The organism is Mesorhizobium sp. U510 (assembly GCF_059180695.1).
The window spans coordinates 2,997,830-3,023,620 of the sequence record NZ_CP180532.1 but is presented as its reverse complement, the minus strand read 5'-3'; the positions used below and the strand labels follow the sequence as shown (position 1 = coordinate 3,023,620).

Here is a 25,791-nt window from a genome sequence, read left to right as displayed (position 1 = left end):
GCACCATCAATGCGATCAGTTAGATGATTGCTTTATCATTGCCTGATGAACATCCCCGTGTAGGTCTGGCCGGCAAGCGTATAGGTTCCGGCCAGGGTGTCATCCGACAGCATCACAAGACTGACGTCCGCGCCGTTCGGTAGGCGCCCAAGTTTCAATGTCCTGCCTATGATTTTTCCGACGCCGGCGGCCTCTCCTGGATTGTTGTCGCCCAGATTCCCCCATGCAAAGGTGACCGTCACTTCGCCATTTGGAGAAATCGTCTGCACCGCGACTTTGGCTTCATACGTCCCCTCCAATCGTCCAGCCCACATACCCGAAAATGCGGCGTACTTTGTCGGAATGCCCTTTGCAGGGGGAGTGATTGTCACGGATTGATCCATGATTGCCGAGCGAGGAGGAACCACGCCGGGATCCAAGACGGGTTGAGGAGGGACGGTAGCAGGCTCTGACGCAGGCTCGAGAGCGGTGTGGTGGGGCACTGGAGGAGGCGATTGGCACGCAGCCAGGGCAACTGCCACGAAACCCAGCATGGTGTTTCGCATAGAATTCTCCCCGTCATCAAGCGTCGTTGGGCAGTGGACGCGCCTAATTCCACGTCATTCTAGACCGCGGCCCGATGTCATGTTTATCGCGCTTTACATCCGCGCACGACTGCGTTTCAGATCAATCAGCCTGTGTAGTATGCCCGAAGCCGAGAGTCACCTAGTGGCAGCGCCGTGCGCTGCCTGGAAAGACTTTTCGTGCTTGGAGATGCAGCTCGACCCACGACGACCAAACGGGTGGTGGCGCCGGCCAACCGCCGGCTTGGCCAAGAGAGGAGCGGCCAGCCGCTGCTCGACGCTCATGTTGAGGCCGCCGCCGGTGGTGACGTTGATGACCGCGTCGGTCGCCTGCTTGATGCGCGGCAGGAACTGCATGAACACCGCCGGGTCCGGCGTTGGACGGCCGTCCTTCGGATCGCGTGCGTGCAGATGCAGGATCGAGGCACCGGCCTCGGCCGCTTCGATCGACTTGCGGGCAATGTCGTCCGGCGTGAAAGGCAGCGCATCCGACATGGTCGGCGTGTGGATGCCGCCGGTGACGGCACAGGTGATGATGACTTTCTTCGACAGGTCGGCCCCGGGCTGGTCCTTTCCTTGCACGGGAAGCGACGATTGTTCTACTGGTCCTGAAAGGCCACGCGCCGGCGTGTGGGCACCAGCGAGAGGCCGGTATTCGACGCGGTGTTTCATCACCTTTGTTCCCGCTTTGGAGAGACACTTCGAGCGAGGAGGTCGCCAGCAGGCTTGGTGACAGCTTGTCTAACAAGGGCCAGAATTTCGAAGCCATTGCACGGATAGTTTTTGCTTGTGCATGCGCAGGCGGATTGTAGCTTGCCCTTGTGTCGTTCGGCAGGGGTAGCTCGCGAGGTGACCGCCAGCATGTTTCCCAAGGACCAATCATGCATCTGAAAGCAGCGGCCCACATCGAGGCCATGTCTGCGTTCGCACTGGCGAATTTCGGCGGCTACGATCGGACGACCCTTGCACAGAACGAAAGCGCCTTTCCGCCCAGCCCCAGAGCGATTGCTGCCGGCAGAGACGCGATGACCCGCAGCCATCTCTATCCTGATCCGGACTGGACGGAATTACGCAAGGCGATTGCGCAGGCCTATGGTGCCGAGCCGGATTTGACCTTGTGCGGTGCCGGTTCGATGGATCTGATAAGCTGCACCATCGCAGCCTTTTCGGGACCGGGCAGCCAGGTTCTGGGCACCTCTTACGCTTATAATTTCGTGGCCTCCGCCGTTGCGCGCGTCGATGCGATCTATCTTAAGGCCCCTGAACGGGATTTCGCCGTTTCGGTTGACAACATTCTCACGACCCTCACGCCGGCAACGCGGATCGTCTTCGTCTGCAATCCCGGAAATCCGACCGGCACTGTAATCCCGAACGCCGAACTGCTGCGCTTGCGCGCCGGCTTGCCAAGAGATGTACTGCTGGTTGTCGACCAAGCCTATGGCGAGTTCGACGATCAGGATCCAAAACCTGTCTTTGCACTTGTCGCGCGTGGCGATACCGTCGTGTTGCGCACGCTTTCCAAGGCCTATGGCCTGGCTGGCGCGCGCGTCGGATGGGGATTGTTTCCGCCTGCGGTCGCGGCGCAAGTGCGCAAAATGCAGAATTCGAACCAGGTCACGACGTCAAGCCTCGCCATGGCCGTGGCGGCCATGGCGGATCAGGCCTATATGCGCGAAACGGTGGCCCGGACGGCTGGAATTCGCGATCAGTTTGCCCACGATCTGCGGTCCGCCGGCTACCATGTTCCCGAAAGCCGAACGAACTTCGTGCTGATTGGCTTCTCCAGCGCAGCCGCCGCGGAGGCAGCAGAGAAGACATTGCGCGGCGCCGGGATCATCGTCCGCAGCTTGGGCGGTTACGGCCTCAGGGACTGTCTGCGCGCGACGGTCGGTCCGCAAGAGATGATGGACCGGGCCCTGCACATACTCATCGGCATGCGCGGTGAATAGATCCAGCGACTGCATGTCTTGCGACTGCATCCTGAGGAGATTTGAGAATGCCGTATTTGCCCGTCCGTGATTTCATCGGCTATGGCGACAAGCCTCCGGCCGCTGAGTGGCCGGGCGGCGCCAAGCTGGCACTCAACATCGTCGTCAACTATGAGGAAGGCGCCGAATACAGCATCGGCGAAGGCGACGGTGTCTCCGAGGCGATCCTGTCGGACCTTGCCGTGTCTCCGGCGGTGCCGGGCCTGCGCAACCGCAACATGGAATCGCTATACGAATACGGCTCACGCGTCGGCGTCTGGCGATTGGCCTCGCTGTTTCGGGAAAAGAACATCATTCCGACCTTCTACGTTGTCGGACGAGCGCTGCAACTCAATCCGGCGGCCGGCAAGGCAATCGCGACCCTTGGCAGCGACATCGTCTGCCATGGCTGGCGCTGGATCGATTACGCGCCGCTGAGCGAAGCCGAGGAGCGCAATCACATCGCGCTGACGGTGGACACCGTCCAGCGCCTGACCGGCATTCGCCCGCTCGGCTGGTACACCGGCCGGCCCAGTCTCAACACGCGGCGGCTGGTGGTGGAGCACGGCGGTTTCCTGTTCGACTGCGACGACTACAATGACGACCTGCCCTATTTTGTCGACGTCGATGCCAAGCGGCATCTGGTCGTGCCGCACAGCTTCGACAACAATGACAGCCGGTTCTCGCGCGGCTCCGGCCTGGAGACAGGCAGCCAGTTCTTCGAATATGTCAGCGATGGGGTGGACTGGCTGCTGGCCGAAGCCGGGCGCACGCCACGCATGATGACCGTCTCGCTGCACTGCAGGCTGGCGGCCCGGCCCGGCCGGATGATCGGGCTCGCCCGCTTCCTCGACAAAGTCAGGGCCAATCCCGACATCTGGATCTGCCGCCGCTCCGACCTTGCCCAACATTGGCTGGATCGATTCGGTGGCTGACACGATGTCCGGCTGCATTGTTTTGACGCACTTCCGGACGGAAAACCGCTTCACAATTTTCCTGGAATTGCTCTGGCCGCCGGCAACACGCTACTTGTTCGGAACCTCGTAGACCTTGCCGTGCCAGGGCGCTGCATCGATCTGGTCGAGCGCCATCACGTAGAGCACCTTCTCATCCGGTCCGAAGGCGAAGTTCGGCATGGATGGTGACGGCACCGAAAGCATGCGAAGCAGCTTCGCGTCCTTGTCGACAACGATGATCTTGCCTGGCGCGTCGAGCGAGCGCGGGCTCTGACCGATATACATCTCGCCGGCCTTGTCCATCTTGATACCGTCAGGCCAGATATGTGGCTGGTTTGGGAACAGATCGTCGAGGCGCAGGAAGACACGGCGGTGCAACAGGCTGTGGTCGGGCTGGACGTCGAACTCGATGATCCTGTTGTCCTCGGTCTCGACCAGGTACAGGGTTTTCCCGTCGCTCGACATGACCAGACCATTGGCATTGTGCAGGTCGCCGGCGACCTTCCTCACGCTGCCGTCCTTGCCGATATAGTAGGCCGAGGCGTCGATCAGCGGTCCGCCCTTGCCCGACCCAGTGAAGTAGATGCCGCCATCCTTGTCGGGCGCAAAGTCATTCGGTCCGCTGAACGGATTGCCGTCCGTGTCCTTGTCGTAGGCCGGCAGCGTCTTGCCGTCGGCGGAGATGCGGCCGATCGAGTTGCTGTCGTAGCAGGTGACAAGAAACTCGCCGGTGCTCGTCGGCAGTACCGCCGAAGGGCCACAACCGTCCATCTTCCAGAATATTTCGTTCTTCTTGCCGTCCCACACGGTCACAGTGCCGCGGCCATATTCGACGTAGAAGAGCTTGTCCTGATACCAGATCGGACCTTCGGCGAACCATGCGTCTTCATTGATGACCTTGACGTCTCCCGCATGCGCGGAGGATGTGAGGGCCAGGGCAAACATGGTGCCCAGCAGATGCCGTTTGATCATGCGATTCCCCTTTGTTGGCAGGCGGTCGAAATCTTCCTCGTTCAGCTTCGCCGGCGTCTCCGGCCGGCTAACGGTTTCCGCTGTTGGTTCACCGGGCGAACGGATAGCCGAGGCTCTACGAGCGCAGCCGCTTGCCTTCGGGGTCGAATGGCGGATGCGGCAGCAGGATCGCTTCATGCGGCCTTCCCAGTATAGCGACCGAGACCTTGTCGCCGGCCCTGGCGGAGCCTGCCTTGACATAGCCGAGCGCCAGCGACTGCTCGACGAAATAACCGTAGGCGCCTGAGGAGACCTGGCCAATCGGCGTGCCGTCGGCGAGGAAGATCGGCTCGCCTCCGGTCGCGTCGGCATCTCGGGCGTCGATCGACAGCATGATCAGTTCGTCGCGTGCCGGCTTTTCGGCAATGGCGGCATAGGCATCGCGATTGAGGAACGCGCCCTTGTCCATTTTGACAAGGCGATCGAACTTGACCTCCTGCGGCCAATATTCGGGCGAGTATTCGCGGCTCCAGCTGCCATAACCTTTTTCGACGCGCAGCGACATCAGCGCGCGCGATCCGACCGGTCCGGCCCCAACTTCGTTGCCGGCCTTGAGCAGCGCGTCGTAAAGCTCGACCTGGTCGGCGGCCTTGCAATGCAGTTCCCAGCCAAGGTCGCCGGTGAAGGACACCCTGAGCGCCACCACATCGATGCCGGCGACGGTGATCCGGCGCGACTCCATGAAGGGGAATGCCTCGTTCGACAGATCCTCATTGGTCAAGCGCTGCAGCAGGTCGCGCGAACTCGGTCCCGCCACGTTGAAGCCGCAAAGGTCCTCGGTGCGCGAGCGGAAGGTCGTGCCCTGCGGCAACGGAACGGCCTTGAAGAACCTTTGATGGAAGCGCTCGGCCATGCCGGAACCGATGACCATGAATTCGTCTTCCGCGAGCCTGGTCACGGTGAAGTCGCCGGCAATGCCGCCGCGCTTGCCGATCAGCGGTGTGAGGCAGGAACGGCCTAACCTTGTCGGCATGCGGTTGGCGAACAGCGCATTGAGCCAGGACTCGGAGCCGGGACCCTTGACCTCGTATTTGGCGAAATTGGAGATGTCGATGATGCCAGCGCGTTCGCGCAGCATGCGCGCCTCGCGACCCACCGGTCCCCACCAGTTCTGCCGGGTGAAGCCAATCGTCTCCTCGCGCGGCTCGCCCTCGGCGGCGAACCACAGCGGGTGCTCCCAGCCGAAATTGAGGCCGAAAACAGCGTTCATCGTTTTTTGCCTGTCGTAGGCAGGCCGGGTTCGCACGGGCCGTCCGGCGGTGCGTTCCTCGTTGGGGAAATGGATCTTGAAGCGATGGCTATACTGATCCTCGACGCGGGCCTTGGTGAAGGACTTCCCGGCCCACTGACCGAAGCGCGCCATGTCCCAGGCGAACATGTCGAGCGAAGGCTCACCCTCGATCATCCACTCGGCTGCCAGCTTGCCCATGCCGCCCGACTGCGAGAAGCCGGGAATGATGCCGTTGCAGCAGAAATAATTGTTGAGTTCGGGCACCGGTCCGAACAGGACAGCGCTGTCCGGCGACCAAATCATGGGTCCGTTGATCACCTTTTTGACGCCGGCAGTGCCGACCGCCGGGACGCGCGCGATCGCGCGCAGCATGTTCTCTTCGATACGGTCGAGATCGTCGGGAAACAGTTCGTGGCCGAAATCCAGTGGCGTTCCGTCCTCGGCCCAGAACTTCATCTTGCGCTCGTAGGCGCCGATGAGCAGTCCCAGCCCTTCCTGGCGCAGATAGTACTCGCCGTCGCGATCGGCGACCGAAGGCAAGCGGCGGCCCATGGCGGCGATTTCCGGGATGGTCTCGGTGACGAAATACTGGTGCTCTGTCGGGATCAGCGGCAGCTGCAGGCCAGCCATCGCGGCGACCTCCCTGCCCCACAGGCCGGCGGCATTGACCACCCATTGCGTGTGGATGTCGCCCTTCGGCGTGCGCACGATCCAGCTGCCGTCGGATTGCGCCTCGGTGGCGGTGACCGGCGTGAAGCGATGGATCTCGGCGCCGCGCTGGCGCGCGCCGGCGGCGTATGCAGCGGTGACGCCGGACGGATCGACATTGCCGCCTTCCGGCTCGTACATGATGCAGCGTATGCCGTCGAAATCCACCAGCGGGTGCAGGCGCTCCGCCTCGTCACGCGCGACTTCGTAGAAATTCATCTTGTAGCGCCGCGCCTTGGCTTCCTGCAGCCTTAGCTGGTGCTCGCGCGCTTCGGTCTGGGCGAGATAGAGCGAGCCCGGCTGGAAGATGCCGCAGCCCTGGCCGGTCTCGGCTTCCAGTTCCTTGTAGAGCGCCATGGTGTAGTGCTGGAGGCGGCTGATGTTGGTGGAATCATGCAGGCCGTGAATGTTGGCCGCCGCGTGCCAGGTCGAGCCGGAGGTCAGTTCGCTGCGCTCCAGAAGGACGACATCCGTCCAGCCGAACTTGGCAAGGTGATAGAGGATCGAGCAGCCGATCAGACCACCGCCGATGACGACGGCTTGTGCATGAGTACGCATGTTTCTTCCCTTTGTTCGGCGACTTTATCTTGGCGTTTGATTTAGCTGAGGGGTCAATCGCAGTCGCCCGGCGAGGTCAGGGGCGCAACACGCGCCCCTGAGATATTTGCTGTGACGGCCCGGCCTAGGCCTTGTCGAGCCAGACCTTATCCAGCTGCAGTTCGAATGTCTGATGCATGCCGAGATTTTTCACATAGGTCGCATGGTGCCGGTAGAGCGAACGCCAGAACGCCTGGATGAGGATGCCGGAATCCTGCAGAATTAACTCGACGTCCTTCATCAGTTCCTTGCGCTTGTCGACGTCCGCCACGGCGAGCGCCGCATTGAGCTTCTTGTCGAATTCCGGATTGGCGTAGCCCGACTCGTTCCAGGCCTCACCGCTGCGATAGGCGATCGCCAGCACCTGGACGCCGAGCGGCCGCATGCCCCAGTCGGTGGTCGACCACGGGTATTTCGTCCAGTCGTTCCAGAAGGAGGCTCCCGGAATGACGGTGCGCTTGACCTTGAAACCGGCCTCGCGCATCTGCGCGGCGACGACGTCGGCAGGGTCTTTGACATAGTCCGAATCGTAGGAGATGAGCTCGAATTCATGATCCATCTGACCGGCCTCGGTCATCAGCGCCTTGGCCTTGGCAATGTCGCGCGGCACTTTGGGCAATTCATAATATTCCGGATGGATCGGGCAGACATGGTGGTTTTCCGCGACCTGTCCGAGGCCGCTGTAGCCGAGCTTCAGCACGGTTTCGTTGTCGACCGCGAGCTGGATGGCGTTGCGCACGCGTTTGTCGTCATAGGGCTTGTTGGTCACGTTGGTGCGCAGCACGATGGTGCCGGCGGTGACGACCGCCTCCTTGACCAGGCCCATGCTGTCGTAGAGATCGACGGTGCCGCCGACGGTCTGGTAGTTGCAGTCGATCTCGCCGGCCTCGAAGGCGCTAGCGATGGCGGGGTTGGAGGCGTCCGATCCGTAGTCGGTCCAATCGACGCCGTCGAGATAAGGTTCGCCGCCGAACCAGGTGAAGTCCTTGCGCCGCCGCACCGAGGCCGACTCGCCGACCTTGTACGAGATCAGCTCATAGGGACCGGTGCCGGGCGTCTTGAGCATGTCCGCGCCGTTCTTGTCGAAGTCGCGATGGACGATGACAGCCGGATAGTCGGAAAAGCCTGGAATGATGGTGACGTCGGACTGATGGCATTTCAGTTTCACCGTGTGGTCGTCGACCTTGGTGATGGCGCCCGCGGCGGCTTTCTTGGTGGCGGGATCGATCAGGGAGCCCATGCGGCCGGCCATCGAATTGCCTTCGGCCGCCTTGTCGCACCAGCGCTCGATGTTGTGGACGATGTCGTCGGCGTTGAAGTCGTCGCCGTTCGACCACTTCACGCCCTTGCGCAGATGCAGCGTGTATTCCGTGGCGTCGTCGCTCACCTCCCAGCTCTCGACCAGATGGCCCTCGAAGGTGAAGTCGGTGGTGTAGCGGATCATGTAGTCGTTGCACTGGCGCATGACGTTGGCGATCTCTGACCAGTCCCAGGAGCGCGGATCCTTCATGTCCTTGATGATCATCTGCATCTTGAGGATGCCGCCCTTCTTGCCGGGCACGATCGCCGCGGCCTTGGCCGGGGCGATGCCGGCCATCGAATAGGCGAATGCCGTGGAAGCGCCCATCGCGCTTGCCATGGCCAGGAATTCGCGGCGATCCATCCTGCCGCTTTTGACTTCGGCTGCGTAGCTTTCGATGACCGCCGGGACGCGATCACCGTTGCTCTTGAACATTGTCATCGTTGTTCTCCGGTTCAGGGCTTTCCGCCCGTTACATTCCCCTTGCGACAGCCATGTTAGGGGCGATGCAAAAATCCCGGAAGGGCTCAAGCCCCGAAGAACCGCCAAAACCCGGTTCTAAAGGCCTAAAAAAACGATGCCATTGGCGTGTCAATTTTTTGAGCGCGAGCTTGCCGGCCGCTCGCGGATGGCTTTCAGGCGCCGTCTTCGCGGGCTCGCGAGAGGATCCATTCGCGCACGATGCGCGCGATGTTGCCTTTCGAGAGCTGGCTCTCGGTGAGGTAGTAATTCCAGGGGCTCGGCGGCCGAACCGGAAAGGGTTCGACGAGCAGCCCGCGACGCAGATAGGCGTGGGCAAGCGACCGCTGGGTGGCCACCAGTCCGGCTCCCATGGCGGCGAGTTCGAGCGCGATGTTGGAGGCGTTCGTCGACAGGCCCTTGTCGTGGTCGTCCATGTCGAGGCCAAGCGCCGTGGTGACCACCTGCCAGTATTCCTGGCGGCCGTGCACGAAAATCCAGTCCACCTTGAGAATGTCGCGCGGCGTCTTCAGCGCGTCTTCGCCATCCAGCAGCGCCGGGGCGCACAGCAGCAACAACTCGTCGTTCCAAAGCGGTATGCCCGCGGGCGGGCGGTCGTCGAAACGCCGCGTTGAAATGGTGATGTCGGCGATCTGTTCGCTCATATCCTCCCAGATCGTACCGTGCAGCACGATCTCGATCTCGGGATGCTTCTTGCGAAACGCGGCCATGCAACCCGCCAGCCAGTTCTCCGCCAGGCTCATCGGGCAGGAGACGACCACGGTGCGGTTGCGCGAAGAGGTCACGATCGCCTCCGTCGCCTGATCGATCTGATCGAGGGCCTGGCGCAAGGTCGGCAGGAACGCCTCGCCCATTTCGGTGAGCTTGAGGCTGCGCGGATAGCGGATGAACAATTGCCGTCCGATGTAATGTTCGAGCGCGCGGACATGCGTGCTGACAGCGGCTTGCGTGTATCCGAGTTCGTTGGCGGCGGCGGTGAAGGAGAGATGCCGGGCCGAACTCTCAAAGGACCTGATATAGTTCAACGGGGGTGGCGGCTTCATCGCTAACTCCTGCAAGACGCAAGGGGATAGCTATCCCACAGACGGGCCGGCGTTCAATCGCGCCTGGTCGCAAGACGTGAATTTTTTTGGCCAATGCCGCCGAACTAATTGCGTGAAAGCACGATGAACCCAAATTAATGATGTCGTGACGCAGAGGGGAGTAATGCCAGTGGCTGTGCCGTCGCATCGGCGTGAAGGGCCTGACGCGTGTACCAGCGTTGCCGTTCGCCTGGCCGACTTCGTGTTGCGGCGGCCGGCAGATGTGTTCCCTGTCCTGGAACGGGCGCGATATCTTCTGCTCGACACGCTCGGAATCGCCATTGCGGCTGGTCCTATGGAAGCCGGGCGGATCGCCCGCGACACCGCCACCCTTCTCTACGGCTCGGCCGATCCGCTGCATTCGGCGCGCATGCTTTTCGACGGCCGCCGCGCCAGCATCGCCGGAGCCGCTTATGCGGCCGCAACGCAGATCGACAATCTCGACGGCCACGACGGCTACAGCCCGACCAAGGGGCATATCGGCGTCGCCGTCGTGCCGGCGCTGGCAGCGCTTGCCGAGGCGCTCCCCGACCTCAGCGGCCCGGAAGCGCTGGCCTCCCTGGTCGTCGGCTACGAAGTCGCCGGCCGGGCAGGTATCTCGCTGCATGCAACCGTGTCCGACTACCACACGTCGGGCGCCTGGAACGCGCTGGGCGTGGTTGCGATGGCGGCCAGGTTGCGGCGGCTCGGCGACGATCAGCTGCGCCAGGCGCTTGGCATCGCCGAATATCACGGCCCACGTAGCCAGATGATGCGCGAGATCGCGAACCCGACGATGCTGCATGACGGCTCGGGTGTCGGCACTTTGATCGGCCTGTCCGCGGCCGTGCTCGCCGAACGCGGCTTTACCGGCGCCCCGGCGATCACGATCGAGGAGCCCGACGTCGCGACGCATTGGCAGGATCTCGGCGCCTTTTGGCAAGTGCTGCACCAGTATGTGAAGCCGTATCCGATCTGCCGTTGGGCGCATGCCGCAATCGACGCGACGCGCGGGCTCTGCCATGCGCATCATCTCGGGCCCTCCGACATCAGCCACGTCGAGGTGAACAGCTTCCACTACGCCGCAACACTGTTCGACGGCATGCCGGACACGACCTCCAAGGCCCAGTACAGCCTGCGCTTCGCCGTCGCGACCTTTATTGTCCATGGCCGCATCGGACTGGAACATATTTCAGGCAGCGGGCTTGAGGATGCCGCCGTCGCCGACATGCTGGATCGTATCAGCGTATCGGAATCTGCGCGCCACAGCGCCCGCTTTCCGGCAGGCCGCTGGGCCGATGTGACGATCACGACCCGCGATGCGCGCGTGCTCGCTTCCGGCGACGTTCACGCGCGCGGTGGACCAGAGGCGCCTCTGACAGAGGCTGAAATCGAGGCCAAGTACATGGACTACGCGACGCCGGTGCTGGGACAGGGCCGCGCCAGCGCGATCCGGGACGCAGTCCTGTCTCTTGCGGATCATGAAAGCCGTTTTTCCGATCTTTCGGTATTGATCTACGATCCGCCATTGATCAGTACGCTTCTCCAGCGGCCAGCGTGGTAGGCTAGATGCCGCTCAGACTTTTGAAATACGGTCTCAGCAGGACCTATCCGGTCAGTGGCGACATCCCCGCGACGCCGGACCTCAAGCCATCCTACGATGTCGTCATCGTCGGCGGCGGCGGCCACGGATTGTCGTGCGCGCATCACCTGTCGAAATATCACGGCATAAGCAGCGTCGCCGTAATCGAGAAGGGTTACCTCGCGGGCGGCAACACCGCGCGCAACACGACCACCATCCGCTCGAACTACATCACGCCCGAGGGCATCGCCTTCTACAAGGAAGCCGTCGAACTTTTCGAGAATCTCTCGCAGGAACTCGACTTCAACGTCATGTTCTCGCAGCGCGGCCAGCTAACCCTTGCGCACACGGAAGCAACTCTTCGCAGCTTCCACGCACGCGCCGAGATGGGCAAGCATCTGGGCACACGGACCGAAGTGATCGACCAGAAGGCGGTTGAGGAACTCGTGCCGTCTCTCAACATGGACTATGGCGGCGCGCTCGAGATCCTTGGCGGACTCTGGCATGCCGACGGCGGCACCGCGCGGCACGACGCGGTGGCATGGGGCTATGCCGCCCAAGCGTCGCGACGCGGTGTCGAGATCCACCAGCGTACCGAACTGGAAGGCTTCGAGGTTGTCGGCGATCAAGTCCGGGCCGTCAGGACCAACCGCGGCCGCATCGCCTGCGGTCAGATGCTGATCGCGACCGGGGGGATGAATTACGACGTGGCGATGATGGCCGGCGTGGAGCTTCCGATCCGCTGCTATCCACTGCAGGCGATGGTGACGCAGCCGCTGAAGCCTTGGCTGCACACGCTGGTCTCCTCCGTATCCCTGCACACCTATCTGGTGCAGTCCTCGCGCGGCGAGGTCGTCATCGGGGGCGGCTCCGATCCCTACCAGCTCTATTCCACGCGATCGACGCTCGACATGAAGGAGCACCTCTCCGAAGGCGCCGTCCACCTCTTTCCGTTCCTGCAAGGTGTGCGGCTGCTCCGGCAATGGGCTGGGGTCACCGACATGACGCCTGACTACAGCCCGATCATGGGTGCCAGCCCACTCGAAAATCTATGGCTCGATTGCGGCTGGGGCACATGGGGCTTCAAGGCAACGCCGGTCGCCGGCAAGCGGATGGCGCAGGCCATCGCCACGGGCCGTGTGCCAGACATCCTGAAGCCATTCGCGCTTGAGCGCTTCGAGACATTCCGGCTGCTCAACGAAATGGGCGCTACGGCGGCCAGTCACTGACCATGAAACGCCACTGACCATGAAGATCCTGACCTGCCCGATGAACGGCCCGCGCAACATAGACGAGTTCCAATCTTTCGGACCCGTCCGCGCGGAGCCGGATCCGGATATGACCGCCGATGCCGACTGGTCGCGACACCTGTTCCGCGCCGAGAACCGCAGGGGCATGGTGGTTGAGTGGTGGCGGCATGTGCCGAGCAATTATTTTTTCCTGGCCGAGCGCGACCTCGTCACCAACGAGATCATCCGCACTTTCGACGCTTCCGAACGTCGGGCCCAATCATGAATCGGCTAGCTGAGCCCTGGGGGAGCAGAATCGACCGCAGCCGTCCGATCCCCTTTACTTTCGAGGGCAAGCATTTTGAAGGCTATGCCGGCGATAGCATCGCCAGCGCGCTCGCGGCCTCCGGACAATGGGTGCTGTCGCGTTCCTTCAAATACCACCGGCCGCGCGGCATCCTCTCAATGACCGGCGCGGACGCCAATACGCTGGTGCAACTGCCGTCCGAGCCGAACGTCGCCGCCGACCGCACGCCGATCAGCACGGGGATGCGGGTCAGCGCCCAAAACGTCAACGGCTCGCTCGAACGCGACCGCGACGCGATCATTGACAGGTTGGGGCGCTTTCTGCCTGTTGGTTTCTACTACCGCACCTTCATGGGACCACGCCGTGACAGCTGGCTCAAATTCTGGGAGCCGATGATCCGCCGCAAGGCCGGGCTGGGCGTGGTCGACACCACGGCCCCGCACCGGCATTTCGACAAGACGCATCTGCATTGCGACATCCTCGTGGTCGGCGCGGGTCCGGCCGGACTGAACGCCGCGATCATCGCCGCCGAGGGTGGCGCGGATGTCGTGCTCTGCGACGAGAACCCGGAGATCGGCGGATCGCTGACCTATGGTCGGTATGATCCGGCCATGCTTGTTGACCTGTCCTCCAGACTTCGGGCGCTGCCAAATCTGCGTCTACTGATCGGGACGGTCTGCAACGGATGGTATGAGGACAACTGGCTGCCGCTGATTCAAGGTGACCGGCTCCATCGCACACGGGCGCGCGCGGTTATCCTGGCCACAGGCTCCATCGAGCAGCCCGCCATCTTTCGTAACAACGACCTGCCGGGAATTATGCTGGGCAGTGCAGCGCAGCGGCTGATCCGGCACTATGGCGTGCGCCCGGGACAAAAGGCTGTGGTGCTGGCCACCAGCGACGAAGGCTACTGCGTCGCGCTCGATCTGGTCGAGGCCGGCGTCTCGGTCATGCTAGTCGCTGATCCGAGATCCAGCAGCGAGACAGGTCCCTTCGAAGCCGAGTTGCACGGCAAGGGCGTGACGATCCAGAAGGCCGCGACGATCGACGCCGCCGAGGGGACGGCGGGAAATCGCCATCTTTCCCGGGTTCGTGTCGGTGGAAGCTGGATCGAATGCGATCTGCTCGCCGTCTCGGCCGGCCAGGTGCCTGCCTGGCAACTGCCTTGCCAGGCCGGAGCAAGGGTCGGCTATGACGCCGATAGCGGATCGATGACACTCACTCTCCCGAAAGCGCCGATCCACCTTGCCGGTGCCGTTTCCAGAGGCAGCGATCTGCAGGGCGCGATTGCCAGCGGTCGTCAGGCGGCGGCCGCCGCGCTTTCGCGGCTCGGCCAAGCGGTCGTAGAAGACAGAATCCCCAACAAGCCGACCATCACCAGCCGGCTCCATGTGGAGCCGATCGTCGCCAATCCAAAGGGGCGCGATTTCGTCGATTTCGACGAGGACTTGCAGGTCAAGGATCTGCTGAACGCGGTCAAGGAGGGCTATCGCGAGATCGAGCTCGTCAAGCGCTTCACCACCGTCGGCATGGGTCCGAGCCAGGGGCGCCATTCCGCGCTGGCAACTGCGAGGATCGTTGCCGAAGCGACCAACCGCACGGTCGCCGAAGTCGGCATCACCACTGCCCGCCCGCCGGTCGGACCGGAGACGCTGGGTGTGCTCGCCGGCCACCACGAGCCGCTCGAACGGCGCACTGCGCTGCATGCAAGACACCTCGCGCTCAACGCCGTGATGAAGCCGGTCGGCGCCTGGTGGCGGCCGTATTTCTATGGTGAGGCAAGCGAGGCGGAAAAGGCGATCCGCGGTGAGATCACGGCGGTGCGCGAAGGCGTGGGCCTGCTCGACGTCTCGACGCTCGGGAAGCTCGAACTGCGTGGGCCGGATGCCGGCGCCTTCCTCGACCGCCTCTACACCATGGCGCATGCCAACCAGCCAGTCGGGCGCGTCCGCTATTGCCTGATGCTCAACGAGATGGGCTCGGTGGTCGATGACGGCGTCGCCTACCGCATGGCGGAAGACCGGTTCTATGTGACGGCCACCACGGGTGCGGTCGCGCGTGTTTACGCCGACATGCTGTTCTGGAATGCGCAATGGCGTTTGCGGGTCGATGTCCTTAACCTCACCGGCGCGTTCTCCGGCTTGAATGTCACCGGACCCAAGGCCAGGTCCGTGCTTGAGGCGCTGGACAGCGACATCGATTTTGGACGCGAAGCATTCCCCTATCTGAGCGGCCGCGAAGGCGTTGTCGCCGGTGTGCCGGTGCGTGTCATGCGGATCGGCTTCACCGGCGAGCTGAGCTACGAACTGCACTGTCCGTCAAGCCTCGCACCCGCCCTTTGGGACGCGGTGATGACTGCCGGCAAACCGTACGGTTTGAAGCCTTACGGTCTCGAAGCCTCGCGCATCCTTCGCCTGGAGAAGGGGCACATCCTGATCGGCCAGGACACCGATGCCATCACCACGCCGGACGAGCTCGGCTTTGGCTGGGCAGTCTCGAAGAAGAAACCGTTCTTCGTCGGCAAGCGGTCGATCGAAATGCGCGCAAGGCTGGGCCAGGCGCGCAAGCTCGTCAGCCTGCGATTTCCGGCCGATGCCAAGGATACTCCCGGCGAAAGCTGCCTCGTGCTTCGCGGCAATGCTCCCGTCGGACAGATCACCTCGGTCGGCTTCTCCCCGACGCTCGGCTGTACCATAGCGCTCGCCTACGTCCATGTTACCGACGCCACGGAAGGGAGCCGAGTGACCGCAAAGTGCCGGAACGGACAATTGGTCGAAGCACCGGTGGTCGGTCATGCTTTCTTCGATCCCGCGAATGCACGGCAGGAGATGTAAATGCCAGCATCCCCTGTGTTTCCGTTCATGCCGGGTGGCGCCGCGGACGGCGCGAGTCTGCCTTCGGGAGCGGTGATGCTGACCGATCTTACGGGCAGTCTCCGCTTCGGCCTTAAGGGCGGCGGCAGCGCCGGCTGGCTCGCGTCGCGAGGCGTGCCCTTGCCTGCTGTCAATCGCATCGAGAGCTGGCGCGGTGCACGTGTGCTGCGCCTTGGCAACGACGATATCCTGTTGCTGGCCGAAGACGCCGACAACGCGCTCGCCGAGCTTGCAGGCAACTGGCATGGCGCAATCGAGCCAAAGGGCCATTCGTCATGGCGCGAGGAAGGCTGGGCATGGCTACGCCTCTCGGGCCCGCGGGCGCCGAGCGCCATGGAGCGGCTATGCGCGCTTGATCTCAGAGCGGACAGATTCGGCACCGAGGACATTGCGCAGACGCGCGTTGGCCACATCGAGGCCGTCACGTTCCGTTCCCAGGCGGGCTTCGACGTATTGTTCGACATCACCGCGTCGGCGTACTTCGCCAGGATGGTAACGGCGGCAGCCAGGCACTGCACAGATTTGCCGATCGATACGGAAGGACGCACATGACCCGCCCGCAAGGAACCATCGCACCGATCCTGACGCCGTTCGAAGACGGTGGCCGCATCGCGCGCGACCTCTGGATAGGCCACGCCAAATGGGTGCTGGGCCAGGGGGCACATTTCCTGTCTCCCTTCGGCACCACCGGTGAGGCGCTGTCGCTCTCGCTCGATGAACGCACCCAGGCGCTGGAGTGGCTGATCGAAGCCGGCATTCCGCCAAGCCGGCTGATGCCCGGCACCGGCGTTACAGCGCTGCCCGAAACCGTCGAACTGTCGGCGCACGCGGTCGGGCTCGGCTGCGCCGGGGTGATGGTGCTGCCTTCGTTCTTTTACACCGCCGTCGGCGACGATGGCCAGAAACGCTACTACAGCGAACTGATCGAGCGGATCGCGAATCCTGCGATGAAGATGATCCTCTACCATATCCCGCAGAACTCTGGCGTGGCGGTGAGCCCTGGCTTGACGGCGCTTTTGAGCGAAACCTTTCCTGACACCGTTGTCGCCTACAAGGACAGCGCCGGCGACTGGAACAACACGGCTGCGGTGATTGCCGCGGCGCCCAAGGTTGCGGTGTTCCCCAGCTCTGAAGCGCAATTGACCAAGGGCCTGGCCCACGGCGCGGCAGGCTGCATCTCGGCCACCGTCAACCTCAATGCCGCGGCCATCCGCTCCCTCTATGATCGTACGCTGGCAGGCGAGGACGTCGCCGAGGCGGATGCCGCGATCAAGGCGTTCCGCAAGATCATCCAGGATGCCGGGCTGATCCCGGCGATGAAGGCCGTCCTGGCGGTGCGCTCGGGCGATAGGCGATGGCTGAACCTGCGCGCTCCACATGAGAACGCGACGCTCGAGAGCGGCGAGAAACTGCTCGCAGCGCTCGGTCCTTCGGCCGATCACATTGGCCGGAGCTGAGACCGGCATCATGTCCCCTCGCCCAACCGTCATTTTGCACACCGACAAGCCGGCCGGCGCGTTGGCCGTGCTCGTGGAGACGCACCCGGACCTGCCGGTGCATCCCTGCGAGAGCTACGCGGCGCTTCCCGAGTTGATCGAGCGCGTGGCGGCGGAAGTGGTCTATTCCATCCGCTTCGATGGGACGCCGCGCTATCCACGCCAGGCCCTCGTCGAAAGCCCGACCGTAAAATGGGTGTCCATCGGCGGCTCCGGCACGGATCATCTGGGTCGCTGGGATCCGACGCGCGTTACGGTGACCAATTCCGCGGGCGTCGCCGCCGGCATGCTTGCGGAATATGTGTTGGGCGCCATGCTCTCCTTTTCGCTCGACTTGCGCGGCTTCGAACGCCGCCAGCAGGCTCGCCAGTGGGGAGGCGGCCGTGTCGAGCCGATCGAGGGCAAGACAGTACTCATCATTGGCCTCGGCAAGACCGGTGAGGCCGTCGCCAAGCGGGCACAGGCAATGGGCATGCACACGCTCGGCATTCGGGCACGCCCCAAGCCGATGCCTTGCGTCGAAGAGGTGCATGGTCCGGACGCGCTCCTGCCGCTGATTGGCCGCGCCGATTTCATCGTCTGCTGCGTGCCGTTGCTGTCCAGCACGCGCGGCCTGGTCGGTGAGGCGGCGTTCGCCGCGATGAAGCCGTCAGCCGTGCTCATCGACATTTCGCGCGGCGGCGTCGTCGAGGAGGCAGCACTTCTGGCCGCGCTCGACGCCAAACGGATCAAGGGCGCGGCGCTGGATGTCTTTGCGACCGAGCCACTGCCCCCAGAGCATCCGCTTTGGGGTTACGACAACGTCGCCATCACGCCGCATCGCGCGGCGGTCTATGACGGCTGGGACATCAAGTCGGTTCGCATGTTCGCCGACAATCTGAAGCGCTATCGCAACGGCGAGCCGCTGGAGAACGTGGTCAGTCCGGAACGCGGCTATTGACGGCCGGGAAGGAATAAATCCGATGTCACAGGACAGGCGCGGCGGTGGCCGCAGATCGAAGCTGGGACGCAGCGGCGGCGGTATCGCGCAACTGCCCTGGCAGCATGTGGAGAACCCCTACCCGCCGATGCAGTTGCTCGACGAAGAGCGGATGGAGCGGCTTCACGACACCTCGATGCGTATACTGTCTGAACTCGGCATCCGCGTCATGAGCGAGCGGGTGATGGACCTGTTCGCTTCCGCCGGCGCCATCGTCGACCGCGAGGAAAAGACCATCCGCATCGACGAGAGCCTGGTGAACGAGGCGCTGCGGGCGGTGCCGTCCTCCTTCACGCTGACCAGCCGCAATCCTGAGAAGCAGGTGCATCTCGGCGGCAATTCGCTGGTCTTCGGCCTGGTAGCGGGTCCGCCGAATGTGCACGACCGCATCCACGGCCGCCGTCAGGGCAATCTTGCCGACTACCAGAACTTCATCAAGCTGGCGCACCACTTCAATGCCATCCACATCATCGGCAACCAGGTGGTGGCGCCGATGGAGCTGCCGGCCAATTCCCGCCATCTCGACACCTACCATGCCAATCTGACGCTGAGCGATCTCTCCTTCCACTGCACGGCGATCGGTCGCGCGAGGGCGATGGACGGGATCAACATGATGGCGATCGCGCGCGGCATCTCCGTCGAGGAGATGCGCGTCTCGCCCGGCGTGACCACGATCATCTCGATCAACTCACCGCGCCTGTTCGACGATGCGATGGCGGAAGGGTTGATCGCAATGGCCGAACATGGCCAGCCGGTGACCGTCACGCCTTTCACCCTGATGGGGGCAATGACGCCGGTGACGCTTGCCGCAGCGCTTTGCCAGCAGAATGCCGAGGCGCTGTTCGGCGTGGTGCTGACCCAGCTCGTCAATCCCGGCACGCCGGTGATGTACGGCGCCTTCACCTCCAATGTCGACATGAAGTCGGGAGCGCCGGCCTTCGGCACACCGGAGAACGCCAAGGCCAACATCATCGCCGGCCAATTGGCGCGGCGTTATCATCTGCCCTACCGCACCTCCAATGCCAACGCCTCCAACGTGGTCGACCTGCAGGCCGCCTATGAGACGGAAATGGCGACCTGGGGCGCGGTGCTCGGCGGCGCCAATCTGATTTATCACGCCGCCGGCTGGCTGGAGGGCGGGCTCACCGCCTCCTATGAAAAGCTCGTGCTCGACGTCGAGATCCTGCAGAACATGATGGAGTTCCTGCGGCCGCTGCCGTTCCAGGAGGACGATCTCGGTTTCGAGGCCATCAAATCGGTGCCGGCCGGCGGCCATTTCTTCGGCGCCGAGCACACAATGTCGCGCTACACCACCGCCTTCTACCAGCCCATGCTCTCCAACTGGCAGAACCATGGCGCCTGGGAGGAAGCCGGCGGCAAGGATGCGCTGGAGCGGGCTACGGAGCTCTGGCAGCAGGCGCTGCACGACTACGAAGAACCGGCGATTGACCCCGCGATCCGCGAGGAGCTCGACGCCTATGTCGCGCGCCGCCACGAGGAGATCGCCGCCAATCCTGAAGGTTAGGACCTCTGCCCGATGCCCTATGATCTCGTCATCCGCAACGCGACGCTGATCGCGGGCGACGGCTCGAATCCTTTCGAGGCCGACATCGCCGTCACCGGCGACAGGATCGCCGCCATCGGTCGGCTGGACGACGCGACTGGCATCGAGGAAATCGATGCCAGGGGCAAGGTGGTGGCGCCCGGCTTCATCGACGTGCACACCCATGACGATGGCGCGCTGCTGGCTCCGCGCGGCATGGACCCGAAGATCAGCCAGGGCGTGACGACGGTGATCGCCGGCAATTGCGGCGTCAGCCTGGCGCCGCTGCTTTTCGACACGACGCCGCCACCGCCCTTCACGCTGGTCGGCGGCCGCGAGAATTTCCGTTTCGACCGTTTTGCCGACTATGTCGCTGAGTTGAAAAAGTGTGGCATCGCCACCAACGCAGCCTTGTTGGTCGGCCACACCACGTTGCGCCAGCGCTGCATGCCGGTGACCGACCGTCCGGCCAACGAAGCCGAGACGGCGGCGATGCAGGAGGCGGTCGCCGAGGCGATGGCCGAAGGTGCGTTCGGGCTCAGCACCGGCCTCGACTATCCGCCGGCGGTCAACTCCTCGACCGAAGAGGTCAAGGCGCTCGCTGCCACGGCGGCAAGCCTCGGCGGCCCTTATGTCACCCACACGCGCAACTATTTCGAGACGATGGACGAGGCCATCGAGGAAGCCATCGACATCGCCGACCATGCCGGTGGCAAGCTCTTCATCTCGCACCATCAATGCACCGGCCGCGCCAATTTCGGCAAAAGCACCCCTTCCCTGAAACGGATCGACCAGGCGCGCCAGACGATGGCCATCGGCATGGATGTCTACCCCTACGCCGCGAGTTCGACCGTGCTTCGGCTCGAGCGCTGCGACACCGGCCTGAAGATCCTCATCACCTGGTCCGATCCGCATCCCGAGATGGCCCGGCGTGAGATCGCCGACATCGCGCTCGAATGGAATTGCAGCGAACGCGAGGCGGGCCAGCGCCTGCTGCCGGCAGGTGCCGTCTATTTCCAACTCGACGAGACGGATGTGCGCAACATCATCGCGCATCCGCGCACCATGATCGGGTCGGATGGCCTGCCGCACGACATCCATCCGCATCCGCGCCTATGGGGCACGTTTCCGCGTGTGCTCGGTCACTATGCCAGGGATGTCGGCCTGTTCAGCCTGGAGGAGGCTGTGTTCCGCATGACCGGCCCGCCCGCACGGGAATTCGGCATCGCGCAGCGCGGGCTTCTGGCGGAAGGCAATTTCGCCGACCTCGTCATCTTCGATCCGGAAACGATCATCGACACCGCTACCTTCGAGGAGCCGCGCCGGCCCGCTACTGGCATCGAGAATGTCTTCGTCAATGGCATATCCGTCTGGCGCGGCGGCAGGGCGACCGGAGCATTGCCGGGCGCGGTTCTCAAGCCCTCGGCTTCAAAAGTTGTCGGAGGCGCATGCGGTTGCGGCGTCGATCACAGCGCCTCGTAAATCCGGTCGACCGTCTCTAACGTGTAGACGAATTCCACCGGCCGCGTGCAGCGCCAGCCGTCGAAGGGCTGGCCGGCGAGCGCCTTCTGTGCCTCGGGCAGGCGCAATATGCCGCCGCCATAGAGCCGGTTGGCCATGTCGAGCATGCCGGTGCGGTGCATGGCCTCGCTCATGCTGCCGCAGGCATCCTTGACCAGCCAGACCCTGAACCCCTGATAGACCGCGTCGAACACGCTCTCGGTCACGCAGCTGTCGGTCAGGACGCCGGTCACGATCAGGTTCTCGACCTTGAGGTCGGCAAGCCGTCTTGAAAGATCGGTGCGGCGAAAGGCGCTTGGCCAGTGCTTATGGATGACGATGTCGCCGGGCTGCGCGGCCACCTCGGCGCAGATCGCAGCACCTTCGCTGCCGGCCACGGCGGAGCGGAATTCCTCGGTCAGGATTTCTTCCTGCCGCGCATAGCCGTCGCGTTCCTCCGGCTTCACCCAGGCCTGGGCATGGATGACCGGCACGCCCGCCGCACGAGCGGCTTCGATCAGCGTGGCGGTGTTGGCGAGCACCGCGTCATAGCCGATCACCGGCCAGGCGGCACCGGGGCGGTATTCGTTCTGCAGGTCGATGACGAGCAGGGCGGTCGCGGCAAGGTTCATGGCTGTCCCAGGGGATTGTCGAAGTCGGTGACGAAACGAAGAATCAGGCGGATCGCCTGATCGAGATCGGCGATCTCCATCGCTTCATGCGGGTTGTGGCTGCCGTTCTCATTGCGCACGAAGATCATGGCGGTCGCAATGTCGGCGCCGGCAAAGGTGGCCGCGTCATGCCCCGCCCCGCTCGGCACATGCGGCGACCGGATCTGCAGCTCTGTGGCAGCGCGGTCCAACCTCGTAATCAGCGCCCGCGACATGGTCGCTGGCTCCCAGGTGAAGCGTGGCCCGGCCTCGAAGCTGACACCACGCTTCGTGCTGACTTCGGCGAAGATCACGTGCAGCCTCGCCGCGATCCGTTCCAGGACAGCGGCCTCGGCGCTGCGCACATCGAGCGTGAAGCGAAGCTCGCCCAGGACGCGGCTGCCGCCATGCTGGCTCGGATCGGATTCCACCCGGCCGAAGGTGATGGTGGCTTCGTGGCCTTCGCGCTCGAGCGCGTCCCATTCCGCTTCAAGGCCGGCGACCAGATCGGCAAAGCCAAGCACACTGTCATGCCGGGCAAAGCGCGGCTCGGCGCCGGAATGGCCATAGGCGCCGAAGCATTTTGCCTCGACATAGCGGAAGCCGCCGGCAATGCCGGTGACGATACCGACCGGCGCGCCGGACGCGACAAGGCGCGGTCCCTGCTCGATATGCACTTCGATGAAAGCCGCGATCCGGCCGGCATCGATGCCAGGCACGCCGCGCCGCACGGCATCGGGGTCGAAACCCTCTTCCAACATGTGCTCGGCCAGCGTGCGTCCGCTGTCCGACCGCTTTGCGTCTAGCGCGGCCGGCTGCAGCAGACCAAGTGCGGCCTGGCTGCCGGGATAGGACAGGGGAAACCAGACAGCCTCTTCGGCGCGGGTCGCCAGCACGATCAGGTCGCGCGGCAACTGGATGCCTCGCCCAACCAGTTCGGCCATCACCGCCAGCCCCGCCACGACACCAGCGGCGCCGTCGAAATTGCCGCCATGCGGCACACTGTCGAGATGCGAGCCGATGACAATCGCCGGCAAATCCGGATTGCGGCCCTTCAGCGTCAGATAGAGATTACCGGCGGGATCGACACGCGCCGTGGCACCGAGCTTTTCCGCTTCGTCGCGCACGAGACCATGCGCAAAACGCTCGCCGGCTCCGTAGGCGACGCGCGTGATCCCTGGCGCGTCAGTGGTGGCCTGCGCCAGCCTCTCCAGCAGATGCCCGGCCAACGTGCCGCCGGCTGTGAGGGCGGCGTTGCTCATGAAGCAACCTGCCTGGTTTGAGACTCGCCGCCGCGCAGCCGGTGTAGCGTGAGGTCGTCCAACGACACACCCTGCCTTGCGACGTCGTCTGGAAAGCCCTTGCCCGCGATCAGGCTGGCGCAGACGCGCGACAGCGCCGGCGAGGTCTTGATGCCGTAACCGCCCTGCCCGACCAGCCAGACGAAATCCGGGACCTCATCATCCGGTCCGACCACCGGCGACCCATCGGCGACGAAGGTCCGCAAGCCCGCCCATGAGCGCGATACGCGCTGCACTTCGATCGTGGTGGCCCGTTCAAGACGCTCGGCGCCGATCGCGACGTCGATGTCCTCCGCATAGGCATCCATCGGTGGAGAAAGCGTCGCATCGGCAGGCGAGACGAACAACTGCCCGGCATCAGGCTTGAAATAGAATTCGGCGCCGACATCGTTGACCAGCGGCCACTCTGATATGTCGACACCGGCGGGTGCTGGAATGTTGAAGGCGGTGCGGCGCTTCGGTTGCAATCCGACCGGACGCACGCCCGCCATCAAAGCGATCTCGTCGCCCCAGGCACCGGCGGCATTGACGAGCGTTGGCGCAAGGAATGTTCCCGCCGGGGTTTCGACCCGCCACTGGCCGCCTCGGCGGTCGATGGCGTTAACGCCGGCATTGGTGACGATGCGCGCGCCACGCGCGCGGGCGCCGCGCAGATAGCCTTGATGCAGGCCGTTGACATCGATGTCCATCGAATGCGGTTCGATATAGGCGCCGGCGAGATAATCCGCGCGCAGCACCGGCACGCGCGCAATCGCCTCGGCCGGTGTCATGACGACGATCGAGGGCACCAGCGCCTGCGCGGCCTCTAGATCCTGCGCCAAGAGGTCGAGCTGATCGGCGCGCGCCACGGTGATCATGCCGCGCTTGCCGAGCAGCGGATAATCGCTGAAGCCGGCCGGCGGCTCGCTCAGGAAAGCCCGGCTTGCCAGCACGATGCGGCGGATGATGCCGTTGCCGTAGTTCTCGGTAAAGCTCGCCGCCGAGCGGCCGGTGGTGTGGTAGCCGCAATGGCTTTCCCGCTCGAGCACGACCACCTTGGAAGTGCGGGAAATCTCGAAGGCGGCGCCTGCGCCGGCAATGCCGCCGCCAATGATGATGACTTCGGTTTCCTCGGCGGCACTCATATCAGCCCATCCTTCAACACGATTGCACGGTCCTGCTTTTGCGCGGCGCGGCAGGAGGCTCACCCAGGCGACCGCGGTGAGCGCGGTCGCGGGCACCGCGACCCTCGGCCAGGTTCTCCGCCAGCGAATTCTGTAGGGCGCAATCTCCAAGTGCGAGGTCGGTGACAAACGGCACCGGCTTGCCGGCGATCGCCATGCCTTTCAGCCGCGCCCAGACAGCGCGCCGCTTGCGCACCTGGTGCGACTGCAATTCGCTGATCTCGGCAATGCCGGTCTCGCGCTTGATCTCCAGCGCGCCGGTTTCGACGGCCGCGTCGAACAGTTCAAGGCCGCGCCTGGTGCGCACGATGATGCCGTTGAGCGCCTCGTCCTCGACCGCCGGCCCACCATTCAGCCAGGCATCCGAAACGGCAATGTCCGCCACCTGGCCGATCGCGTCGGGACAGATCTTGCAGCGTGGCTGGATCATCCATTTGTCCTCGTCTTCCCACAGCTGCCGATAGCTAAGCTCGAAGGCGCGGCCGTCCCTGGTTTCGATCCGGTTGAGGCCGGGATTGCCGTGGCCGCGATAGCGGAACAGCGCGAGCTCGTCCTCGGCGAGGCCGAAACGCTGCAGCACCTGTTCCGATTTCGAAAGGTCCGATGCGCCGCCGCAGACGAAGGCCAAGGCATAGCGCATGTACTCGTCGACGCGCGGATCGAGCCGCGCCAGGTTGCGCACGGCGGTGATGTCGCAAGGCTTGGCAATCAGCGCGAAGGGTTCGCCGCGATCAAGGATATCGCCGAAATCCACCAGGGTCGCAGCCGGGCCATAGCGCGAGCCCGCGCCCTCGAGCATCGAAGCGGCATCGAAACTCAGCCGCGTTTCGCTGCGCATCGGCTGGGAATGTGACGCCGCGACATGCAGCACGAATTTGACACGCCCGGAGCTCAGCAGGAACTGGCCGAGCGCCGTCAGCACCCCGCCGCCGGAACCGATAAACCGCACGCTCGGATCTCCGGCGCGGCCGAGCACAAGCCTCTCGACCGGTCCCCAGACCGTGTCCATCAACGTGGTTTCGCCTGATCGGGCTGGCGGCGGACCTGCGATGCGCGTTCCCGGACAGACGGCATTGATCCGCATCAGCGTCGGCCTGTCCAGCGCCTGTCTCGCCACCGGCCGCTCGCGGCCCTCCGGCGTCATCACCATTTCGATGGCATCGGGCGTGGCTATCGAACGGCAGAGGCCGCAGCCGATACAGAGTCCATTCTCGACGATCTCGCCGAGTGACAGCGGATGGGCCGCGCGCGGCATCGTGTCCTGATTGGCTTCGAGGAGGCCCATCTCGCTCGA

The 25,791-nt window shown here is 63.9% G+C and carries 20 protein-coding genes and 1 pseudogene; 11 read left to right on the top strand and 10 right to left on the bottom strand.

Annotated elements, in window-relative coordinates:
• Nucleotides 1-35: 35 nt before the first annotated feature.
• Together ACLGL5_RS16110 and ACLGL5_RS16105 are read right to left on the bottom strand one after the other, a co-directional pair.
• The gene (locus ACLGL5_RS16110; RefSeq protein WP_223217776.1) at nucleotides 36-371 is read right to left on the bottom strand and encodes a hypothetical protein; all 336 of its coding nucleotides are present in this window, start codon (nucleotides 369-371) and stop codon (nucleotides 36-38) included.
• Nucleotides 372-803: 432 nt separating this feature from the next.
• Nucleotides 804-1,145 (bottom strand): annotated as a pseudogene (locus ACLGL5_RS16105) (3-keto-5-aminohexanoate cleavage protein); the annotation flags it as partial.
• A 299-nt stretch (nucleotides 1,146-1,444) separates the two neighbouring features.
• On the opposite strand from ACLGL5_RS16105, the gene ACLGL5_RS16100 reads away from it, so the two are divergent.
• Together ACLGL5_RS16100 and ACLGL5_RS16095 are read left to right on the top strand one after the other, a co-directional pair.
• Nucleotides 1,445-2,512 carry a pyridoxal phosphate-dependent aminotransferase gene (locus ACLGL5_RS16100; protein ID WP_069091531.1) on the top strand — a complete coding sequence of 356 codons (1,068 nt, stop codon included), beginning with the start codon at nucleotides 1,445-1,447 and terminating at the stop codon, nucleotides 2,510-2,512.
• A gap of 47 nt (nucleotides 2,513-2,559) precedes the next feature.
• Nucleotides 2,560-3,465 carry an allantoinase PuuE gene (locus ACLGL5_RS16095; RefSeq protein WP_019856653.1) on the top strand — a complete coding sequence of 302 codons (906 nt, stop codon included), beginning with the start codon at nucleotides 2,560-2,562 and terminating at the stop codon, nucleotides 3,463-3,465.
• 90 nt (nucleotides 3,466-3,555) lie between these two features.
• Here ACLGL5_RS16095 and ACLGL5_RS16090 read toward each other — a convergent pair whose 3' ends face one another.
• The 4 genes from ACLGL5_RS16090 to ACLGL5_RS16075 form a co-directional block, all read right to left on the bottom strand.
• Nucleotides 3,556-4,458 (bottom strand): SMP-30/gluconolactonase/LRE family protein, encoded by a 903-nt coding sequence (locus ACLGL5_RS16090; protein ID WP_064983414.1) that lies wholly within the window; start codon nucleotides 4,456-4,458, stop codon nucleotides 3,556-3,558.
• Nucleotides 4,459-4,573: 115 nt separating this feature from the next.
• On the bottom strand, nucleotides 4,574-6,994 hold the full coding sequence (locus tag ACLGL5_RS16085) for a GcvT family protein (protein WP_019856651.1): 2,421 nt from the start codon (nucleotides 6,992-6,994) through the stop codon (nucleotides 4,574-4,576).
• A gap of 124 nt (nucleotides 6,995-7,118) precedes the next feature.
• Nucleotides 7,119-8,774: an ABC transporter substrate-binding protein gene (locus tag ACLGL5_RS16080; protein WP_019856650.1), complete on the bottom strand. Its 1,656-nt coding sequence runs from the start codon at nucleotides 8,772-8,774 to the stop codon at nucleotides 7,119-7,121.
• 194 nt (nucleotides 8,775-8,968) lie between these two features.
• On the bottom strand, nucleotides 8,969-9,856 hold the full coding sequence (locus tag ACLGL5_RS16075) for a LysR substrate-binding domain-containing protein (protein ID WP_019856649.1): 888 nt from the start codon (nucleotides 9,854-9,856) through the stop codon (nucleotides 8,969-8,971).
• 169 nt (nucleotides 9,857-10,025) lie between these two features.
• Here ACLGL5_RS16075 and ACLGL5_RS16070 point away from each other — a divergent pair, with 169 nt between their 5' ends.
• The 9 genes from ACLGL5_RS16070 (at nucleotide 10,026) to ACLGL5_RS16030 (ending at nucleotide 21,365) form a co-directional block, all read left to right on the top strand.
• Complete coding sequence (locus ACLGL5_RS16070; RefSeq protein WP_240564867.1) at nucleotides 10,026-11,438, top strand: MmgE/PrpD family protein; 1,413 nt, start codon at nucleotides 10,026-10,028, stop codon at nucleotides 11,436-11,438.
• Between the two features lie 5 nt (nucleotides 11,439-11,443).
• Entirely contained in the window at nucleotides 11,444-12,685 is a 1,242-nt protein-coding gene (locus ACLGL5_RS16065) for an FAD-dependent oxidoreductase (RefSeq protein ID WP_069091530.1), read from the top strand.
• A gap of 19 nt (nucleotides 12,686-12,704) precedes the next feature.
• Nucleotides 12,705-12,971, top strand: a complete 267-nt coding sequence (locus ACLGL5_RS16060; RefSeq protein WP_019856646.1) for a sarcosine oxidase subunit delta — start codon at nucleotides 12,705-12,707, stop codon at nucleotides 12,969-12,971.
• A complete protein-coding gene (locus ACLGL5_RS16055; RefSeq protein WP_069091529.1) occupies nucleotides 12,968-15,826 on the top strand; it encodes a 2Fe-2S iron-sulfur cluster-binding protein in 2,859 nt (952 codons plus the stop codon). Before ACLGL5_RS16060 ends, ACLGL5_RS16055 begins: the two co-directional genes overlap by 4 nt.
• 75 nt (nucleotides 15,827-15,901) lie before the next feature.
• Nucleotides 15,902-16,417, top strand: coding sequence for an aminomethyltransferase family protein (locus ACLGL5_RS16050; RefSeq protein WP_171903270.1), 516 nt, complete (start codon nucleotides 15,902-15,904; stop codon nucleotides 16,415-16,417).
• Nucleotides 16,414-17,322 (top strand): dihydrodipicolinate synthase family protein, encoded by a 909-nt coding sequence (locus ACLGL5_RS16045; RefSeq protein WP_069091527.1) that lies wholly within the window; start codon nucleotides 16,414-16,416, stop codon nucleotides 17,320-17,322. Before ACLGL5_RS16050 ends, ACLGL5_RS16045 begins: the two co-directional genes overlap by 4 nt.
• 10 nt (nucleotides 17,323-17,332) lie before the next feature.
• Nucleotides 17,333-18,301: a D-2-hydroxyacid dehydrogenase gene (locus ACLGL5_RS16040; RefSeq protein WP_020628788.1), complete on the top strand. Its 969-nt coding sequence runs from the start codon at nucleotides 17,333-17,335 to the stop codon at nucleotides 18,299-18,301.
• Between the two features lie 22 nt (nucleotides 18,302-18,323).
• Nucleotides 18,324-19,865: a trimethylamine methyltransferase family protein gene (locus tag ACLGL5_RS16035; RefSeq protein ID WP_069091526.1), complete on the top strand. Its 1,542-nt coding sequence runs from the start codon at nucleotides 18,324-18,326 to the stop codon at nucleotides 19,863-19,865.
• 12 nt (nucleotides 19,866-19,877) lie between these two features.
• Entirely contained in the window at nucleotides 19,878-21,365 is a 1,488-nt protein-coding gene (locus ACLGL5_RS16030) for an N-acyl-D-amino-acid deacylase family protein (protein ID WP_069091525.1), read from the top strand.
• On the opposite strand, the gene ACLGL5_RS16025 is transcribed toward ACLGL5_RS16030, so the two are convergent.
• From ACLGL5_RS16025 to ACLGL5_RS16010, 4 genes are read right to left on the bottom strand one after another with little or no spacing between them, the layout of a single operon-like run.
• Entirely contained in the window at nucleotides 21,350-22,015 is a 666-nt protein-coding gene (locus ACLGL5_RS16025) for a cysteine hydrolase family protein (protein ID WP_038645023.1), read from the bottom strand. The genes ACLGL5_RS16030 and ACLGL5_RS16025 overlap by 16 nt on opposite strands.
• Nucleotides 22,012-23,295: a hydantoinase/carbamoylase family amidase gene (locus ACLGL5_RS16020; RefSeq protein ID WP_069091524.1), complete on the bottom strand. Its 1,284-nt coding sequence runs from the start codon at nucleotides 23,293-23,295 to the stop codon at nucleotides 22,012-22,014. Before ACLGL5_RS16020 ends, ACLGL5_RS16025 begins: the two co-directional genes overlap by 4 nt.
• Nucleotides 23,292-24,458: an NAD(P)/FAD-dependent oxidoreductase gene (locus ACLGL5_RS16015; protein ID WP_069091523.1), complete on the bottom strand. Its 1,167-nt coding sequence runs from the start codon at nucleotides 24,456-24,458 to the stop codon at nucleotides 23,292-23,294. The genes ACLGL5_RS16020 and ACLGL5_RS16015 overlap by 4 nt, the downstream gene beginning before the upstream one ends.
• Before the next feature lie 13 nt (nucleotides 24,459-24,471).
• Nucleotides 24,472-25,782: a Coenzyme F420 hydrogenase/dehydrogenase, beta subunit C-terminal domain gene (locus ACLGL5_RS16010; RefSeq protein ID WP_019856636.1), complete on the bottom strand. Its 1,311-nt coding sequence runs from the start codon at nucleotides 25,780-25,782 to the stop codon at nucleotides 24,472-24,474.
• Between the last annotated feature and the right edge of the window lie 9 nt (nucleotides 25,783-25,791).